Genomic DNA, 18,463 nt, shown 5'->3' with positions numbered 1-18,463 from the left:
GGAAGCCTCCCGGGTCAGAAAGCCCAGCATGAGCAGCCGAGCGAACCCCAGAACGAGCGTGCGTCCGAGGTCGGCACATTGGCCGCCAGGGCGGCGGCATGGGCGTGGCCGTGGACACCGCACGAACTGGCGCAGCCGCAGTTGGCGGCCGCAAAGGCGTACTTGCGCTCCTCACCACTGTCGGCCCGCTTCTGGTAGCCGCCGAAGGTCCGCACCGGCGACCAGTCCGGCATCGGCGGCGGCAGCGGCGGGGCAAAATCCTTGAAGTCGCCGTCGCCATGCACCGGGTTGCCGCCGAGCACCGTCAGGACCGACGTGATGTCCTGGATGGCGTCCTCGGGCACCGAGAAGAAGTCGTCCGACAGCACCGCCAGGTCGGCGAGCTGGCCTTCCTTGATTTCCCCCTTCTTGCCCGGCTCGGTGGAGAACCAGGTGTTGGCCTCGGTCCACAGCCGCAGGGCCGTCTCGCGGTCGAGCCGGTTGGCGCTGGGATACAGGGTGAGGCCTCCCAAGGTCTTGCCCGTCACCAGCCAGGACAGCGATACCCACGGATTGTAGGACGCGACGCGGGTGGCGTCTGTGCCGGCGCCCACCGGCACGCCCGCGTCGAGCATGCGCCGGATCGGTGGCGTGCGCTCCGCCGCCTTGGCCCCGTAGCGCTCGACGAAGTACTCGCCCTGGTACGCCATGCGGTGCTGGACCGCGATGCCGCCGCCCAGCTTGGCGATGCGGTCGATGTTGCGCTCGTCGATGGTCTCGGCGTGATCGATGAACCAGTGCAGGCCGTTGAAGGGCACATCCCGGTTGACCTTCTCGAACACGTCGAGGGCCCGGGTGATGGTCTCGTTGTAGGTGGCGTGCAGCCGCCAGGGCCAGCGGTTCTCGGCCAGCAGGCGCACCACCGGCTCCATGTCGTTCTCCATCGAGCGCGGCATGTCGGGACGCTCGACGCGGAAGTCCTCGAAGTCGGCGGCGGAGTAGACCAGCATCTCGCCGGCCCCGTTGTGGCGGTAGAGGTCGTCGCCCTGACCCGGCTTCACCTGCTTGGCCCAGCTCTGGAAGTCGTTGAGCTCTTCCTTCGGCTTCTGGGTGAACAGGTTATAGGCGATGCGGACCGTCATCTGGCCTTCCCGGTGCAGCTCCTCGACGATCCGGTAATCGTCCGGATAGTTCTGGAAGCCGCCGCCGGCATCGATGACGCTGGTGATGCCGAGGCGGTTGACCTCGCGCATGAAGTGGCGGGACGAGTTCTTCTGGTACTCGGGCGGCAGCTTCGGGCCCTTGGCCAGGGTCGCGTACAGGATGTTGGCGTTCGGCTTGGCGAGCAGGAGTCCGTTCGGGTTGCCCTGGGCGTCGCGCTGGATCTCGCCCCCAGGCGGGTTCGGTGTGTCTTTGGTGTAGCCGACGGCCCGCAAGGCGGCCCCGTTCAGGAGCGCCCGGTCGTACAGATGCAGGATGAACACTGGCGTATCAGGGGCGACAGCGTTGATCTCGTCGAGCGTCGGCAGGCGCTTCTCGGCAAACTGGTGCTCGGTGAAGCCGCCCACCACACGCACCCATTGCGGGGCCGGGGTGCGGTCGACCTGCTCTTTGAGCATGCGCATGGCGTCCGCCAGCGAGCGCACGCCGTCCCAGCGCAGCTCCATGTTGTAGTTCAGGCCGCCGCGGATGATGTGCGTGTGGCTGTCGATCAGGCCCGGGATCACCCGGCGGCCCTTCAGGTCGATGCGCCTCGTCTCGGGTCCGGCGAGTGCCATGACCTCACGCTCCGTGCCCACGGCGACGAAGCGGCCACCGCTCATCGCGACGGCGTCGGCTTGCGGGTTCTGCCGGTCGAGGGTGGTGATCTTGCCGTTGAACAGGATGAGGTCTGGGGTGGCGTTCATGGACTGTGCCTCCGCGCGTTGCGGGCGAAGCCCGAACCCAGCCGCGAAGCTGCCGAGTCCTGCGACGACCGTGCGCCGGTTGGGATTGTGGACCATGGTTGAACTCCCTTGAAGTGAAGGGCCCGTCGGAAGGCCGTTCGGACCTCCCCTGGCCTGTTCGAGGGAGGGTAGTGGTTCGCGGCCGAGAGATAATTGCCCGTGCCGCGAACACACTGTTTGACGTCGCTGAACATTGTCGAAGGCCGTCTCGCAGAGGGCACGAGCCGGCCCCCGTCGCGGCGCATCCCGCGTGCGGCAAGTCTGAAAGATCAAAAATCGCGGCTTGCCGGACGCTCAGATGCTGGGTTTCACTCGGCCGCGGCGTCCGTAGCCAGCCCGTGGCCGCTCACCTCAGCGTTCTCCTGCCCGCCGAACATGGTCTTGGCGTAGATGATGCCGAGGCCGTAGCCGCCGCCATGCCGCTTCGCGATGCCGGTCGTGAGATCGTAGGTCTCGGTGCGGGCCCAGTCGCGCTGGAGCTCCAGCAGGTATTGCAGGGAGGTCATGGGCCGTACGCCCGCCTGCACCATGCGGTCCATGGCGCGGTCGTGCGCCTCGTCGGTGACGTCGCCACAGGCATCGGCGATGACGTAGACCTCGAAGCCCTGGTCGAGGGCGGACAGGGTCGGGCCGACGATGCAGACCGAGGTCCACAGCCCGGCGAAGACCAGCCGGTTCTTGCCGATCTGGTTCACCCGGTCCGTGACCCGGCCGTCCTCCCAGGTGTTCATGGAGGTGCGGTCGATCACGTCCGCGCCCGGGAAGGCATCCTTGATCTCGTCGAAGATCGGGCCGGAGAAGGTCTTTTCCGCCACCGTCGTGAGGATGGTCGAGACCTTGAAGCCGGCCGCCGCCTCCGCGACCATGGCCGCGTTGTTGCGCAGGGTCACGGCGTCAATCGACTTGGTCGCGAAGGCCATCTGCGACTGGTGGTCGATCATGATCAGCGTGTGATCCTGCGGGGACACAAGGGTCTTGCCGGGAACCGGTTTTGCGTTCGTCGCCATGGGGCTTCCTCCGGGTTTGGCTGTAGGGACGCCGTGGCCGGCCGCTGTGCCACGCAGCGGCCGGTAATCTATCTAAGCGTGTCGCAACGGCGCGGCGGAACTGAGTCGGGTCCCGCCGCGGTCTTATGCGCCGCCCGTCAGCTTGGCGGCTGTGTCAGCCACAAGCCGGCCCTGGAAGCGGGCGGCTTCGAGCTCGTTCTGGGACGGCTGGCGCTGGCCCTGTCCGCCGGCGATGGTGGTCGCGCCGTAGGGCGAGCCGCCGACGATCTCATCGAGCGTCATCTGCCCCTGGTACGAGTAGGGCAGGCCCACGATGATCATGCCGAAGTGCATGAGGTTGCTGATGCCGGAGAACAGGGTCGTCTCCTGGCCGCCGTGCTGGGTTGCGGTCGAGGACATCACGCTGCCGACCTTGCCCGTGAGCTGGCCCTGCGCCCAGACGCTGCCGGCCTGGTCCCAGAAGTTCGACATCTGCGAGGCCATGCGGCCGTAGCGGGTCGGCACGCCGAGGATGATGGCATCGTAGCTGGGGAGTTCGCTGACCGTGGCGATGGGCGCCGGCTGGTCGAGCTTGAAATGCGCGTTCCGCGCGATCTCCTCGGGCACAAGTTCCGGCACTCGCTTGACCACGGCCTCGCCACCGGCCTGGCGCACGCCTTCCGCGGCGGCATTGGCCATTTGCTGCATGTGGCCGTAGGACGAGTAGTAGAGCACAAGAACTTTTGCCATTCATCAGTCTCCGTTTTGCTGGTCCGGTCGAACTAGAGCGGTTGTACTCGGCAAGAATCCGGACCGGGGGTGAATTCGATTGTTCTGGCGCAATCCGACATTGCGTGCAGACAATGGAGTCTTCGTCTCATGACGAAGTCGTGACAGCAGGATCTGCCGCCGCTGTTTCATCAACGACACTTGGACCTGCACTTGTGCCTTCGATGAACTTGCGTTGCTTGGCGACCTCCGCCGCGAGGAAGTCGAGGAAGACCCGGACGCGCGGGGAATGGCGCAGATCGGGATGGGTCAGGAGCCAGAGATCGGCGGCGAACTCAGGATTAGGCAGACCGAGGCGGACAAGCCCGGGCCGACGGTCGGCGATGAAGCAGGGGAGGTGGCCGATGCCGAGGCCCTGCTCGACCGCCTCGGCAAGCCCGAGGACCGTGTTCACCCTGTAGCCGATACGGTCCGGCGGGACGTGCTCGTGGACGAACTTCACCGCCTTGAGGGTCGCCAGATTCTCCCCGAGGGATACCCAGTCGCGCTCGTACAGGCTCTCCGGGTCGACGGCGCCGGGGTCCGGGAATTGGTCGGCGCGGCCGTAGAGCGCCCAGGCAATGCTGGCGACCCGCCGCCCGACCAGGTTCTCGGGCGGATTGTCGGTGGCGCGGATCGCCACGTCGGCGTCGCGCTTGGACAGGTTCAGCTCCTGGTTGGCCAGGACCACGTCGAGGCGCACGTCGTGGCATTGCTTGCGGAACTTCACGAACAGGGGCGTAAGCAGGTGGATCAGCAGCGAGTCGTTGGTGGTCACCCGCAGCTCGCCCGCCGGCGCCAGCTCCCGTCCCGCCATCTTGCGGGTGAAGGCGGTGATGTCGTCGTCCACGCGCTGCGCCAGGGCGACCATCTCCTCGCCGACCGTGGTGAGGGTGTAGCCGCTGCGGTGGCGCTCGAAGAGTTTGGCCCCGAGCGCCTCTTCGATCTGGGCGAGGCGGCGGAAAACGGTGGAGTGATTGATCCCCAGGAGTGCGGCGGCAGCGGGCAGGCTGCGCACGTCGCCGATGGCCTTGATCAGGCGGAAGTCGTCCCAGGCCAGGTTCTTGTACGGATCAACCACGATGAGCCACCCTGTCAGTTGGGATCGGTCGGAGCGGCCGCGGGGGAGCCGCGCGGCCGCTAGGTCGAGGCGTTGCCGGGTTAGCCGAGCCGCGGACGAAGCGACGCCGCAGGGCTGGCCGGGAAGGCGACTGGCTTCACGGCGAAGGCGCCGGCGCCGATCAGGACGTGGACCACGGCCGCGAGGGCAAGGAACGCGGGATACTCCCAGCCGCCGTTCGGGGCGTTGAACACCCAGCCGTTCGGGGCGTGGACGAGCAGGGCGCCGAGCAGGACCGGCAGCAGGGCCACGGAAACCAGACGGGCATAGAAGCCGGTGAGGATGGCGAGGCCGCCGATCAGCTCTGCGAGAATGATCGGCCAGGCGAGGAAGCCGGGGAAGCCGACCTGACCGAGGAAGCCGGCGAAGCCCGGCACCGTGAACACGGCGATCTTCAGGTAGGCATGGGCGATGAACATGATGCCGAGGCCGGCACGCAGGGCGAAGGCACCATAGGGAGCGAAGCGATTGTCGATCATGGGTCTGTCTCCGGGACCGGAAGTGGTCCGTTGGCGGCAAACCTGATGCTTTCCGTGATGCAACGCAATCGACCGGAAAGCAATCTTGAGATTGCGTTCATGCAATCGAGATCGCATGGCGTTGGGACCGAACCCGCTTATCTCTGGAGCAGACCCGGGGCGCTGGTTGCCCCACGAAAGGACACCACAATGATCCAGAACGGCATCCATCACGTGACCGCCATCGCCGGCCCCGCCCAACGCAACCTCGACTTCTACACCCGCGTTCTTGGGCTGCGCCTGGTCAAGAAGACCGTCAACTTCGACGATCCCGGCACCTACCACTTCTACTACGGCGACGAGGCCGGCCAGCCCGGCACGATTCTGACCTTCTTCCCGTGGGCGCATGCCACTCCGGGACGGCTTGGTGTCGGCGAGACCCAGGAGACCGTGTTCCGCGCGCCGGAAGGTTCCATCGGCTACTGGACCCACCGCCTGATCGAGAAGGGCGTGGCCCACGAGGCTCCCGAGAAGCGCTTCGGCGAGACGGTCATTGCGTTCAAGGATCCCGACGGCATGCGCCTCGCTCTCGTGGCTGAGCCCGGCATCGACAATGAGCCCGCCTGGATCGCCAACGACATTCCGGCCGAGCATGCGATCCGCGGCTTTCACAGCGCCAGCCTGCTGGTGGCGAACGCCGCCCCCACGGGTGCGATCCTGACCGACATCTTCGGCTTCACGGAGGTCGCCCGCGAAGGCTCGCTGATCCGCTACAAGGCCGGCGACACCGCCTTGGGCGGCATCATCGACCTGCGTGAGGCGGGGAACTTCCCGCGTGGCCAGTCAGGGGCCGGGACGGTGCATCACATCGCCTTCCGCGCCGCCAGCGACGCGGTTCAGGCCGAGATGGTCCGGAAGCTCGCCGCGAACCACGGCATCCGCGCCACCGAGCAGAAGAACCGCGACTACTTCCGGGCGGTCTACTTCCGCGAGCCGAACGGAATCCTGTTCGAGATCGCCACGGATGATCCGGGCTTTGCCGTCGATGAGCCGGCGGAGAGCCTCGGCCAGGCCCTGAAGCTGCCGCGCTTCCTGGAGCCGAACCGCGAGAAGATCGAGGCCGTGCTGCCGAAGGTCGCCTGATCCGGCGTCAACCCACCCTGCCGTCTGGCCCATGCCGGCGGCAGGGGCCCTTCCCATTCCGTATTGCCAGGGCCGGCAAGGCCCTGATCGAGGTTCTCATGGCCACAACAACCGAACTTTCGTTCATCCACCGCATCAAGCCGGCCACCGAGCCTGGCAAGCCGCCGATCCTGCTGCTGCACGGCACCGGGGGCAACGAGGATGACCTGCTGTCGCTCGGCGGCATGATCGCCCCCGGCTCCGCGCTCCTCTCCCCGCGGGGCAAGGTGCTGGAGGGCGGCATGCCGCGTTTCTTCCGCCGTCTCCGTGAAGGCATCTTCGACGAGGAAGACGTGCGCCGCCGCGCCCAAGAGCTCGCTGACTTCATCGCCCAGGCGCGGGAGTCCTACAATCTCGCGGCTCCCATTGCGGTCGGCTTCTCGAACGGCGCCAACATCGCCGCGGCCGTGCTTCAGCTTCGGCCCGAGGCCCTCGCCGGCGCCGCCCTGCTGCGGGCCATGGTGCCGCTCCAGGACCCGCCGGCTGTCGATCTCACCGGCAAGCCGGTGCTGATCGTCTCCGGCGCCTCGGACCCCATCGTGCCGGCGGAGAACGCAAAGCGGCTGACGTCGCTGCTGACGGGCGCTGGCGCCGTCGTCCAGCATCATGTGCTCCCAACCGGCCATGGGCTGTCGCAGACCGACGTGGCCCTCACCAAGGCCTGGATCGACCAACTCTAACGCACTCTGGAGGGCGGGCTTGTGGGCCCGCCCGATAAGGACACCGACCATGCAACTCACCGGCATCCATCATCTCACCGCCGTCACCGGCAACGCGCCACGCAACCATGACTTCTACACGAAGACGCTTGGGCTGCGCCTGGTGAAGAAGACCATCAACCAGGACGACGTCAGCGCCTATCACCTGTTCTACGCCGACGGGCGCGGCTCGCCTGGCACCGACATCACCTTCTTCGACTGGCCCGTCGAGCGCGAGCAGCGCGGCACGCACAGCATCACCCGCACCGGCATGCGGGTCTCCGGCGCTGAGACGCTCGCCTGGTGGAAGCAGCGCTTCCAGGACCTAGGCGTCACGCACTCCGAGGTCGTCGAGCGCGACGGCAGGCTGACGCTCGACTTCGAGGATTTCGAAGGCCAGCGGCTGAGCCTCGTCGATGACGGCGGGCAGGGAGAGGAGTCCCATCCGTGGGAGCGTAGCCCCGTGCCGGCCGAGCACCAGATCCGCGGCCTCGGCCCGATCACGATCAGCGTGCCCGAGCTGGATTACACGGACCTCGTGCTCACGAAGATCATGAACATGACCCGTGTACGGGACTACGCCACGCCCGGCAACGAGGAGACCCGTACCCACGTCTACCAGATGGGCCCGGGCGGAGCGGCGGCCGAGCTGCATGTGTCCGTCGAGCCCAACCTGCCGATGGCTCAGCCCGGGGCAGGGGGTGTCCACCATGTGGCCTTCCGCATCCCCGACGCCGACTACCAGGCCTGGGCCGAGCGGCTCAACCACGTGCGCATGCCGTCGAGCGGCCCGGTTGACCGGTTCTGGTTCCGCAGCCTGTACTTCCGCGAGCCGAACGGGATCCTGTTCGAGATCGCCACCGACGGGCCGGGCTTCGCCACCGACGAATCCATGGATATGCTTGGTGAAACGCTGTCGCTGCCGCCGTTCCTGGAGGGCCGGCGCCAGCAGATCGAGGCGGGCCTGCTGCCGTTGGCGTGAGGCGCTTCGGATCAACCTATCGCACGTCTGAACTGCGCCTCAGGGTCCCAGTATCTGATAAAGTGCCATCCGGCGCTGCCAGAGTGCGAGCTGACTTATTTTTGGATTGTTGCGAGTTAACCGAGGAGATGACCATGGACTTCATCCTGCGGCTTCAGTGCGACGACGTCCTCGGGGCCAAAATCGAGCGGGAGACACCGACGGGCTTGGTCACGATAGCGACCGCCGCACCGCAGGGCGAGAGCTTGGAGGTGCATCTCCTCGATTCCCCAGCGAACGCGGGTTTGGAGTTTCTCAACGGACTCCGGGCGAGGGATTGCGGCGATCTGAGACGAAAGCTGGCACGGCCGAACATCATGGTCGTCATGCCTGACGTTTGATGCACCGGCAGGTGACGATGCTGATGTGGCGTGTATGCTGCGTCCGGAATGGCATTGTCCGGCATCCACGCTCGTTGGTCGTGACACTGGTTCCCCGGTGAGGCTACCGGCACCTGTCGGATGTGTTGACCGAAGGCACGTTCGGCCAGGAGCGGCCCGAGGAGCGCCTGCCGAGCTTGAATTGGTGGGAGGCAACATGACCCCCGACGACCTATGGTTTGCTGACAACCCATCGCGGCGCTACCGGCTTCGGGAGGCGACCCGGCCAGAAGTGGATGCAGTACGCGCCGAGATGGGGCACAAGGAGCGGAGTGCCGCGCTGCATTTCTGGCGGATTGTCGGGCGGGACGGAACGGGCACGACATTCGGGTCGACGGCCTGGAGTGGTCCCTCTGTTCCGGAAGATACGGATGATGCCCTTGAGGAACACCTGAGGGCCTGGAGGTTGAGCGAACGGCGGGAGGGGGCATGACCCTTGCCTGCCTGTGAAGCGAAGGAGAAGAACCGATGAGTTGGAACCCCGCCGACGATCCGCAGCCTGGTGACAAGCACGCCTGTGACGCCATCGAGACCGTGATCGTGCCCCGGGCGCGTGACCTCGGCAGCTTCGAGGTGCGCCGGGCGCTGCCCTCGGCCCAGCGGCAGATGGTCGGGCCCTTCATCTTCTTCGACCAGATGGGACCGTCCGAGTTCCTGCTCGGATCCGGTATGGACGTGCGGCCGCATCCCCACATCGGCCTCTCCACCGTCACCTACCTGTTCGACGGCGAGATCATGCATCGGGACTCGCTCGGAACGGAGCTGCCGATCCGGCCGGGCGAGCTCAACTGGATGACAGCCGGCCGCGGCATCGTCCATTCTGAGCGGACGGCGCAGGAGCTGCGTACGACGGGCTCGAAGCTGTTTGGCATCCAGAGCTGGGTGGCTCTGTCGGGCAAGGACGAGGAAACCACGCCCGGCTTCGTGCACTACGAGGCCGGCCGGATGCCGGTGCTCGACGGCGACGGCAAGACGGTGCGGCTCATCGCGGGCTCCATCCTCGGGGCAAGCTCACCAGTGAAGACGTCAAGCCCGATGTTCTATGCCGATGTGGTGCTGCGGGCGGGATCCATGGTGCCGCTGGACCCGGACTACGACGAGCGGGCGATCTACACCGTCTCGGGCGAGGTCGAGATCTCCGGCGACATGTTCCCGCCCGGGCAGCTCCTGGTGTTCCGGCCAGGCGACCGCATTACGATCCGGGCCCGCAGCGATGCCCGCTTCATGATGCTGGGCGGCGAGCCAATGGACGGGCCGCGCTTCATCTGGTGGAACTTCGTCTCGTCGCGGGAGGACCGGATCGAGCAGGCCAAGGCCGACTGGAAGGCGGCCCGGTTCGACACCGTACCCGGGGACGAGACCGAGTTCATCCCGCTGCCCGAGCCGCCGCCTCCGCCGGTCCGTTATCCATAGCGATGTCCGTACGGACGCAAATCTTCGACTTTCCGGGCTCGCAGGGCCAGCGCCTGTCGGCTCGACCTGCCGGAAGGAACCGAAGCCGCCTACGCGGTCCTCGCCCATTGCTTCACCTGCGGCAAGAACTCGGTGGCGGCGGTGCGGATCGCGCGCGCTCTCGCGGCCCGCGGGATCGGCGTTCTCCGGTTCGACTTCACCGGGCTTGGGCAGAGTGAGGGCGAGTTCTCGCAGGCCACCTTCAGCGGCGACGTCGCCGACCTGGCAGCAGCGGCCCGCGCGATGGAGCGGGAAGGCTATCCGCTCAGCATCCTGATCGGGCACAGCCTCGGAGGTGCCGCGGCTCTGGCAGCAGCCGGGCAGTTGCCGGACATTGCCGCTGTAGTCACCATTGGTGCCCCCTGCGACACGCAGCATGTGATCCGTCTTCTGGACGGCAGCCTCGACCGGATCCTCCACGAAGGTGAGGCCCGTGTGAGACTGGGCGGGGAGTCATTCGTCATCAGTCGGGCTTTCGTCGAGAACCTGCGCGACCAGGATCAGAGGCACCGGATCGGCCATCTCGACCGTCCGTTGCTGATCCTGCATTCGCCCCGGGACGAAGTCGTGAGCATCGAGAGCGCCGGCGCAATCTTCCAGGCCGCGCGCCATCCCAAGAGCTTTGTGTCGCTTGACCCGGCCGACCACCTCCTGACCCGAGCCGTGGACGCGGAGTATGCCGCAACGATGATTGCGGCATGGATATCGCGCTTCGTTCCCGTAATCGATCCAACGTCGGGCTAGACCAAGGACACCTAAGTGCGTGCCGAATAAAAACGCTCACCATCAGTTCAGCAGGAAGGTACGGTCCTGGCACGAGGCGGACCTAATTTGGAGTTCCGCAGTTGCTGTGGAGCGGACTTTCATTTGGTCCGCTCCACAGCACTATGACCCGCTGCAAGCCTTCAGTATCAGGTGAGCTGGAATCCGTCAGCTGCCGGATTATGGTTGTCATCTAGATGAACAGGCGCCAGCTTTTCCTCCGCAGTTCTTCAGACCCGTGAGAGCAGGACGCTGTGGTTCGCGAACCTTTCCTTGCGCAGGATCCCCGCCGCTGTACCATCACACGATCAGCCGGAGACGCTCATGCCCGAACCGCTGATCGATCTATCCAATCCCGAATCCTGGCGCCTGCTGAAGCAGCGCGAAAACGCGGCTATCTCACCAGGGACGAGTTTGACCAGATGTTTGGGTCAGAGCTGCCGCCTGACCGCATGGCGGCGCTCAAGCGTGAACTCTGGAAGCTGCACATCAGCATCCTCGTGACGGGAGATAAGCGCTGAAATCAAGTGCGAGGAGATGAGGGGAGGAGCTCCGCACCCTCTAACCAAGCGTGGGTTGCGGCCTCGCGGGCAGTCTGCTCGTCCTCGTAGCCACGATTGGTGGGCTGCTCGAAGCCGCAGACGTGGCACTGAACAGCGGCGGCGAAACAACCATCATCCGTGGCGATGCTGAGGACCGATGCCGCGTCGCAGGAGCACTGTGGACAGAACCTCTGGCCCATGTGGCGCTTCCTTTCTCCAGCGATTGCTCCGGGTTGGCATAAGGCTAACGCATATGGTGCCGCTTTCGAGCCGGAAAGGCCGCGACAAATTTGTGCAGTGCAACCACCGCCAATTCGGAGGCCGGCTCCGTGACATAGACGTGAAACGGCGTGCCGAGTTGAGTGAATAAGCAGGGCTGGGGCTTGAACTCGCCACTTTCGCCCTCCAATTACCATCCAGTGGGATGGTGACAGGATGGCAGAGATGGCGAACAATGTACACGAACTTCGGCCCAAGGCGGCAGACAGCGAAAAGATCACGATCAACCTGGGCTATGTCGACCTCGGCCATATCGATCTCCTCGTCCAGGAGGGCTTCTACTCCAACCGGACCGACTTCATCCGGACCGCCATTCGAAACCAGCTCGATCGGCACAACGATGCCGTCAGGAAATCGGTCGAGCGACACCAACTCGACCTGGGCCTGCGCCACTACAGCCGCCAGGACCTGGAGGCGGTGCAAGCGGCCGGCGAAGTACTGCACATCCAGGTTCTTGGTCTGGCCAGCATCGCCACCGATGTCACGCCTGAGCTCGCCCGGCTAACGATCGCCTCCCTTCATGTCCTTGGCGCCTTGCACGCCAGTCCGGCTGTCAAAGAGGCGCTCAAGGACCGCATACGCTGACCGCCGGGTAGCACCCGTCCCACCGTCTTTCGAGCCTGCCCAACCCTTCCCGACCGGAAGGGGCAGGCCTCGCTTTGCCCAACCACAGGATTGAAACCATGAACGCACAACCCAACATCGACATGCTCGAGGCCACACGCCTGACCCGTGAAGGCCGGCTCGCAGAAGCCATGGCACTTCTTCAGGGAGGGCTTGCGGGTGCCGATCCAGCAACGAGCTCAAGCAGCGCCGGGGGAGATAAAAGCAAACCCGCAGCAGCGCATTTCTCTCGCATCATCGATATGGTGCCGCCATCTTCCGGCGGACCGGCGTGGACTTCGCCGAAATTCGACCTCCCACACGGTGCTCCTAATCCACTTGGTGGTCTCGCCGGAACGTCGGGCCAGCGTCAGGTGCCGGAAGCGCTGCGTGGCTTCCTCGACCGCATGGGGCAACCCAGTTCCGGCCTCGGCCTCGACGGGCTCGTTGGGCCAATTCCAACCCGTGCGCCGGCCCCGCTGCCGGAGGGCGCCCGCTTCGAAGAGCGGTCCTTTGCCAACGAGGCGGGAAGCCGCGCCTACAAGCTATACATCCCCAGCGGCTACACGGGTCAGCCTGTGCCGCTCGTGGTGATGCTGCACGGCTGCACCCAGTCACCGGACGACTTTGCCGCTGGGACACAGATGAACGAGTTGGCCGAAGAGCAGACCTTTCTGGTGGCTTACCCGGCACAGGCCCAGGCGGCGAATGTCTCAAAATGCTGGAACTGGTTCAACGCAGCCGATCAGCAGCGGGATCGTGGCGAACCCTCGCTGATCGCCGGCATCACCCGGCAGATCATGCGTGATTTCTCGGTCGAGCCGGGACGCGTCTATGTCGCCGGGCTCTCCGCCGGTGGGGCAGCGGCGGCAATCATGGGCTCGACTTATCCGGACCTCTATGCGGCCGTCGGCGTTCACTCGGGCTTAGCGTGCGGAGCCGCGCGTGACATGCCTTCCGCGTTTGCTGCCATGCGGCAGGGTGGGGCACCCTATCATAGTGGGGCCGAACAGCTCGTGCCGACCATCGTGTTTCATGGCGATCGCGACACGACCGTGAACCCCGTCAATGGGGAACAGGTCATTGCTCAGTCGAAGGCGGGCTCGGATCTGCGATCAACTGTCACCCGCAGACAGGCTCCGGGTGGGATCAGCTATACCCGCACGGTCGCGTGCGATGACAGCGGCCACCCGATGCTCGAGCATTGGGCTCTTCACGGGGCAGGGCATGCCTGGTCTGGGGGAAGTCCGAGTGGGTCCTACACGGAGCCACGGGGACCCGATGCCAGCCGCGAGATGATGCGCTTCTTTCTGGAACACCCGAAACCAACAGCCGCATCCCCCCTGTAGACACGAAGAGCCCACGAGGCCACGTCAAGGACTGCCGGACTCCGAATTGAGATCTGCCATGCGGGCAGATCCGGATCCCGCTCATCAAGACGGGTTCGTCTCACTCCACGAGCCACGGTGTTCCAAAGTGCACCGTGGCCGACCTCCGTTCCCCAGATCAACGGCAAGCAGTCTGGCATTCGACTGCGACCCGGCAGGGGAAGAAGCCCCATGTCCTGACGAACTTTGGCTGCTATGCCGACCTTATCTCGGGGATCGTCTTCGGTGTTCGATGCCGCGGCCCGCTTTGTCGTTACGGTTTTGGGCGAATTTCATACTAGGCCTTATGTGAATTACACAGATCGTGCGTGCTGTGAGGCATGACCTTTCGGCGGTCAGATCTGGTCTGCTAAAATTCCAAGTTGCGCCTTGTGATCCGCAATGGGGGTAGGGCATGGACACTGTGGCGAGATGGGTCTGTGAGCTGATCGGCTTTTCCGGCTGCAACATGTTATCCCCGGCTGATGTGGCCTTGTTCACCTGGGCGATCACAATGGTCGGGCTGATTGTAGCGGGACTGCTCGTCGGCTTTGTGCTCGGGCAGCACTCACGTTAGCCCGAGTGCCGTATTCTCTGATTTATAAAGCGTCTTATCGAAAATTTTGATCAATCAGGGCATGGGAGTTATCCCGACGGGGCACGTGCTTCGTCGGCGTCGGGAAGCAGGCGCTGGTACAGGCGCCGGATCTTGCCGTAACATTCGCAGGTCGTCTCTTCGAGCCCCGCCCGATCAGTCACGTTGATGCCACCGCGGCTCTGCCGGATCAGCCCGGCCGTCTGCAGCGTGCGGGTCACCACACTGACGGTGGAGCGTTGCACCCCCAGCATCTCGGCCAAAAACTCGTGCGTCAGGGGCAGGACCTCCTGATCGGCCCGATCTTGCGCCATGAGGATCCACCGGCAGCAGCGTGCCTCGACCGGATGCACGGCATTGCAGCTGAGAATTTGAAACGTCTGGGCCAGCAGGACCTCGCCGTAGCTCTGGAGCAACCGTCGCAGCTTGGGGCGGGCATTGCTGACCTCATCCAGGCGCTCGGCCGCAATGCGCGAGGCGGTGCCGCCGATCTGCACGATGTAGCGCCCGAAGGCTTCCCGCGTCACGAGCGCCCGACCCAGAACGCCCCCACGCCCGAACAACGCCACCTCGACGGTGCCGCCATCCTCCATCATGTTCACGAGCGACACGACGGCATAGTGCGGGAAATAGGTATAGCGGAGAGGATCGCCGGGTTCATAGAGCACCTGTCCGCGCGACAGCTCCACAAGTTCGAGGTGAGGCTGAAGGGCGGCAAAATCCTCCGCCTCCAGGCTGGCCAGGAGCCAGTTCGTGCGATGATCGCCTCTTAGAACCTCGACCATGGCGACAGGCACTCCGCCAAGACAACGCCGATGGGCGTAGATCGTCTCAGCATGTCCAGGTCATAAACGGCTTTTCGCGAAATGCGCTGCGGTTTTGACGCGGCTGCATGTGACCGAGCTGGAACGCCCATGAAAAAGAGCCGCGCCCGGTCTTTGTGTCCATGTGCGCAGCCCTTGAGCCTGTATTTTGCCCCTACGGGAGCCTCCGTATATCTACCTCGTCGGAGGTATACAACACGCACGTAAACTTAGATTGGTATAATAAGCCAATTCAACATTAAAATAATGAGCACCTTTCTTCTTCCGTTTGTCGGATAACCGACAGACGGAAGAGGTTTGACTGAGTACATGGATCATACCGGTTTTGTTATATTTGCCCCTACAGGCCGATCCTTGGAGCGCCCTTCGAAAGAGAGGGCGCTTTTCTTTTGACCGCGCAGATTTTCAGGGAAATTTGGCCTCGCTTTCCGAGCCGTTTCAGACTGCGGTTTATGCGAATCGATCTTCCTCTAATCCATCAAGACGGCGTCGTCGTTCAGGAGTAGAGTGGGGTTCTGTAATTCTCTGTCGACGCTCGAACGAGCGCCGCTAACCTGTCACAGGTAGGAGCGGCCTATGTCTCTCAAGCTCGCCGCCGGTGCGATTGCCGTGCTGGTTGGCTTGGGGCCTCTTGCCGACGCCCACGACATCTAATCGAACCTGACCAATTCTGAAGGCGTGAGTTGCTGCCATACACTCGATTGTCGGCCGGCCCCGTATCGGCTGACGCCAAGCGGAGTGCAGATGTTCGTCTATGGCAGTTGGATCGAGGTGCCAGACGACAAGATCCAGTATCGAGCACTACCAGGGGACACCGGTGAAACAGCCGGGGGCATTGGTGTGGCATCCATGCGAGTAGAACCCGCCTGGACGGCCTCCGCGGGTCCAGAAGGGGCTCAAGGAGTTCCTCACGTACTGTGCCGTCTTACCACCGCAGGTCACGGCAGTATCACGGTCGCCATAACTCGGAAGGTACGGGTATTGAGAACGCGATAGCCTGGATACCCCATGCAGTACAAGCGAAGATAACCGGCATGCCTCCACGAGCTTGTTGCAGACGATCGTTTTGCCGGTCGGTGGCCCATCTTGCAGTAGATGAACATGGCCCCCGCGTATGGTGCTAAACTACCCGCCTCGCGATCATCGTGAGAAGGAGAAACGCCATGCCTACGTACATCAGCTATGGCCGGTATTCGCGTGACGCCATGCGGGGAATGTTGGCTCATCCTGAGGATCGGACAGGGCCGGTGTCGCGCCTGTTCGAATCGTGCGGAGGGCGTCTGATCAACTATTTTCTCACGCCGGGATGTGAATTCGACTGGGTGGTCCTGGCGGAAGCTCCGAACGAGGAGAGCATGATAACCGTGGTGCTTACCGTGACCGGCACCGGCGGCGTCGCAAACATCAGAACCGCTCGGGCTCTCACTGGGCCAGAAGCGATGCAGATGCTGCAGAAGAGCAGCGAGGCAGCCCGCAGCTTCAAGAGCGCGGGCCATGCGGCTTCGCCCGGTCAAACAGCCTAAACCGAGGGATGCCGTCAACAGAGCACCGAACCCGCCTGATTTGACAAGGCGGTCATCCCGGACCGCCCCTTCCCTCCAGGGTCACTCCGGCTTGAGCAGTCCCGATGGCCGTGGGTATCTCCGTGACACGAGCGATCCGGCAGCTCGAGCAAGAATTGGGCGGCGCACTCTTCCACCGGGAGCGTATTTATACTCACCTGTCAGAGCCCGGTCGGCATCGTCAACATCGGCAAATCAGGATTGTTTGAGGGCGTATTGAAAGTATGTCGCGGGCCTTGAGTCTGGACTCCTCAAAGCGGGGCAAACCCGGTCAACTTGACCATGCTATCCTGACCCGCCGTCACCGCTGAGATCATCACGGGGCCGTCTGTTCATTCTACGCCCGGGTCTGACAGGATGCATTAACAATCCGGTGTTGGACCGTCCGCTGTCATTCGGCCTCGAACCCAGAACCCACCGTTGCTCGGCCTCAACGGCTGAGGAGTGTTTGGGTTCTGCTCAGACTGGGAGAGTTGCGACCGGTGCCGACCAAGAACCCGCAGGTATCACCGCTTGTTGCGAACGTTAAGTCGGTTGCGCCAATCGCGATCGGGGTCAATGCTTCGGAGCCGATTGACGCTTGGAAAGCTTCGGCCTTGACGGTGATCACGCCAGGCCCCGGCCGCCCAGCAAGCTACCCCCAATACCACCTGCTTTCGTTCTCCGGATGGGCTTTCGCAATCTCGTCCGGTGGGGGAAGCTCGAGGGAGCCTGCTCCCCGGCCGGAGCGGCAAGCAGATGAAGCCGGGAGGCATTCGCCGTGAGCCAAGTGCCTGTTGAGAGCATCGCGCTTCATATCGTCCGCCATCTCGTTCGCGGGCTTGGCAAGAGCGAGGGGCAGGGCGCCCCGATCCAGAGTCTTCGGCACTGGTGGACCAGGAGCCTGGGGCAACGAAGCGACGACTTCGAGCGGGGCCTCGACTATGCCGGCCAGTGCCGCTGGATCGAGCGCAGCTCGGATGAGATGATCCGGCTCACGCGCCAAGGCTCCGAAAGGGGCGGTCCACTTCGCTAGGCTGCCCGTGTTCAGACGGTCTCGATCTCGGCAGGCCGCACGAGGCCTGCTCGATGATCCGAATTGGGCCGCTGCAGAGCCAAGGATCGTGAGCGTTGTCATTCAGGGCTGGAACACACCAGACCAACAGCGTCAGCCCGCGGGTCTGCCCTTTCGCCCGAACGCCGGCAGCTGATCAGGACCGTCCTCATCTCCGGTGGGGCTGTGTCCAGGATCTCGTCCAGACTATCCGTGATCGGGTCGAAGCTCGCCGTCAGCGTGAGCCTGAAACCGCCCTCCGGCTCGATGACGAATTGAGGATCACCACCATCGGACGATGGCGAGACCAGAAAGCAGGCCAGTTTCGTGATGTCAGCCCTGGCGTTGCGGCAGATTTAGATGAGTCGGCTTGTAGCGGGACAGAGTCGCACGGCCTTCCGCCAGGACATCGCTTGACAGCCTACGTTTCAACGCAAGACAAAGGTCATTATGCTGCATTGAGCGGAGACGTTGCCGTGGATGTGGTGGTGACACCTGCCGAACTCAAACCAGCAGGCACCTGGACGTTGAGCGACCGGCTTGGGCGGCCTCTGGAGGACATATCCAATCCGTTCCATTCATAAGAACTGTCGTCGGCGGTCGGATGCTGACCAGTAGACCCGATTTTCCGCACGATGCGTGCGGCTCTGGTTTCCGCGCCGGGGAACCCCTTCAGAGCGTAACCGTTCATCGTGCAATGTGTGATGCGTTCCTAAAGCTGAGTCGCTGACGATGAGGTGCATCATGTCCAAGACGCTAGAGCGCGTTGACATTCAGGCTTTCGACGGACTCGCAAATCTGATTCAAGCTCCTTTTGGGCGCGGAGGCTTGGGTGAGCGGAGTTCGTCTGATGTTGAAAGATCACCAGTGGGATCGGATGGAGCCGCATTTGCCGGGCAAACGCAT

18 protein-coding genes and 1 pseudogene are annotated in these 18,463 nt (G+C 64.0%); 13 read left to right on the top strand and 6 right to left on the bottom strand.

Going from position 1 to position 18,463, the window contains the following annotated elements:
* Positions 1–14 precede the first annotated feature (14 nt).
* From FS320_RS14120 to FS320_RS14100, 5 genes are all read right to left on the bottom strand, one after another.
* Complete coding sequence (locus FS320_RS14120; RefSeq protein WP_152712526.1) at positions 15–1,886, bottom strand: amidohydrolase; 1,872 nt, start codon at positions 1,884–1,886, stop codon at positions 15–17.
* 347 nt (positions 1,887–2,233) lie between these two features.
* The gene (locus FS320_RS14115; protein ID WP_152712507.1) at positions 2,234–2,932 is read right to left on the bottom strand and encodes a hydrolase; all 699 of its coding nucleotides are present in this window, start codon (positions 2,930–2,932) and stop codon (positions 2,234–2,236) included.
* A gap of 123 nt (positions 2,933–3,055) precedes the next feature.
* Positions 3,056–3,661, bottom strand: a complete 606-nt coding sequence (wrbA, locus tag FS320_RS14110) for an NAD(P)H:quinone oxidoreductase (RefSeq protein WP_152712506.1) — start codon at positions 3,659–3,661, stop codon at positions 3,056–3,058.
* Positions 3,662–3,788: 127 nt separating this feature from the next.
* Positions 3,789–4,760 carry a LysR substrate-binding domain-containing protein gene (locus tag FS320_RS14105; protein WP_162002985.1) on the bottom strand — a complete coding sequence of 324 codons (972 nt, stop codon included), beginning with the start codon at positions 4,758–4,760 and terminating at the stop codon, positions 3,789–3,791.
* 80 nt (positions 4,761–4,840) lie between these two features.
* On the bottom strand, positions 4,841–5,278 hold the full coding sequence (locus FS320_RS14100) for a DoxX family protein (RefSeq protein WP_152712505.1): 438 nt from the start codon (positions 5,276–5,278) through the stop codon (positions 4,841–4,843).
* Positions 5,279–5,467: 189 nt separating this feature from the next.
* Here FS320_RS14100 and FS320_RS14095 point away from each other — a divergent pair, with 189 nt between their 5' ends.
* The 10 genes from FS320_RS14095 to FS320_RS45155 all read left to right on the top strand — a co-directional run bounded on the left by FS320_RS14095 (position 5,468) and on the right by FS320_RS45155 (position 14,120).
* Positions 5,468–6,400, top strand: a complete 933-nt coding sequence (locus tag FS320_RS14095; RefSeq protein WP_152712504.1) for a ring-cleaving dioxygenase — start codon at positions 5,468–5,470, stop codon at positions 6,398–6,400.
* 98 nt (positions 6,401–6,498) lie between these two features.
* Positions 6,499–7,119, top strand: coding sequence for an alpha/beta hydrolase (locus FS320_RS14090; protein ID WP_152712503.1), 621 nt, complete (start codon positions 6,499–6,501; stop codon positions 7,117–7,119).
* Between the two features lie 49 nt (positions 7,120–7,168).
* Complete coding sequence (locus tag FS320_RS14085; RefSeq protein ID WP_152712502.1) at positions 7,169–8,119, top strand: ring-cleaving dioxygenase; 951 nt, start codon at positions 7,169–7,171, stop codon at positions 8,117–8,119.
* A gap of 134 nt (positions 8,120–8,253) precedes the next feature.
* Positions 8,254–8,499: a hypothetical protein gene (locus FS320_RS14080; RefSeq protein WP_152712501.1), complete on the top strand. Its 246-nt coding sequence runs from the start codon at positions 8,254–8,256 to the stop codon at positions 8,497–8,499.
* Positions 8,500–8,695: 196 nt separating this feature from the next.
* Entirely contained in the window at positions 8,696–8,971 is a 276-nt protein-coding gene (locus tag FS320_RS14075; RefSeq protein WP_152712500.1) for a hypothetical protein, read from the top strand.
* A 35-nt stretch (positions 8,972–9,006) separates the two neighbouring features.
* Complete coding sequence (locus tag FS320_RS14070; RefSeq protein WP_152712499.1) at positions 9,007–9,951, top strand: pirin family protein; 945 nt, start codon at positions 9,007–9,009, stop codon at positions 9,949–9,951.
* A gap of 66 nt (positions 9,952–10,017) precedes the next feature.
* Positions 10,018–10,734, top strand: a complete 717-nt coding sequence (locus FS320_RS14065; protein ID WP_244627134.1) for an alpha/beta hydrolase — start codon at positions 10,018–10,020, stop codon at positions 10,732–10,734.
* Between the two features lie 1,004 nt (positions 10,735–11,738).
* Positions 11,739–12,158, top strand: coding sequence for a CopG family transcriptional regulator (locus tag FS320_RS14060; RefSeq protein ID WP_152712498.1), 420 nt, complete (start codon positions 11,739–11,741; stop codon positions 12,156–12,158).
* A gap of 98 nt (positions 12,159–12,256) precedes the next feature.
* Positions 12,257–13,525, top strand: coding sequence for an extracellular catalytic domain type 1 short-chain-length polyhydroxyalkanoate depolymerase (locus tag FS320_RS14055; protein ID WP_152712497.1), 1,269 nt, complete (start codon positions 12,257–12,259; stop codon positions 13,523–13,525).
* Positions 13,526–13,958: 433 nt separating this feature from the next.
* Complete coding sequence (locus FS320_RS45155; RefSeq protein ID WP_153885304.1) at positions 13,959–14,120, top strand: hypothetical protein; 162 nt, start codon at positions 13,959–13,961, stop codon at positions 14,118–14,120.
* A 68-nt stretch (positions 14,121–14,188) separates the two neighbouring features.
* On the opposite strand, the gene FS320_RS14050 is transcribed toward FS320_RS45155, so the two are convergent.
* On the bottom strand, positions 14,189–14,923 hold the full coding sequence (locus FS320_RS14050; protein ID WP_152712496.1) for a Crp/Fnr family transcriptional regulator: 735 nt from the start codon (positions 14,921–14,923) through the stop codon (positions 14,189–14,191).
* Positions 14,924–16,125: 1,202 nt separating this feature from the next.
* Here FS320_RS14050 and FS320_RS14045 point away from each other — a divergent pair.
* The 3 genes and pseudogenes from FS320_RS14045 (at position 16,126) to FS320_RS14035 (ending at position 17,539) form a co-directional block, all read left to right on the top strand.
* Positions 16,126–16,485, top strand: a complete 360-nt coding sequence (locus FS320_RS14045) for a GYD domain-containing protein (RefSeq protein ID WP_152712495.1) — start codon at positions 16,126–16,128, stop codon at positions 16,483–16,485.
* 119 nt (positions 16,486–16,604) lie between these two features.
* Positions 16,605–16,712: pseudogene (locus FS320_RS50735) on the top strand (LysR family transcriptional regulator); the annotation flags it as partial.
* Between the two features lie 572 nt (positions 16,713–17,284).
* Positions 17,285–17,539 carry a hypothetical protein gene (locus FS320_RS14035; RefSeq protein WP_152712494.1) on the top strand — a complete coding sequence of 85 codons (255 nt, stop codon included), beginning with the start codon at positions 17,285–17,287 and terminating at the stop codon, positions 17,537–17,539.
* Positions 17,540–18,463 lie beyond the last annotated feature (924 nt).

This window comes from Microvirga tunisiensis (assembly GCF_009296175.1).
Taxonomy (GTDB): domain Bacteria; phylum Pseudomonadota; class Alphaproteobacteria; order Rhizobiales; family Beijerinckiaceae; genus Microvirga; species Microvirga tunisiensis.
This window is presented reverse-complemented; position numbering and strand designations above follow the sequence as displayed.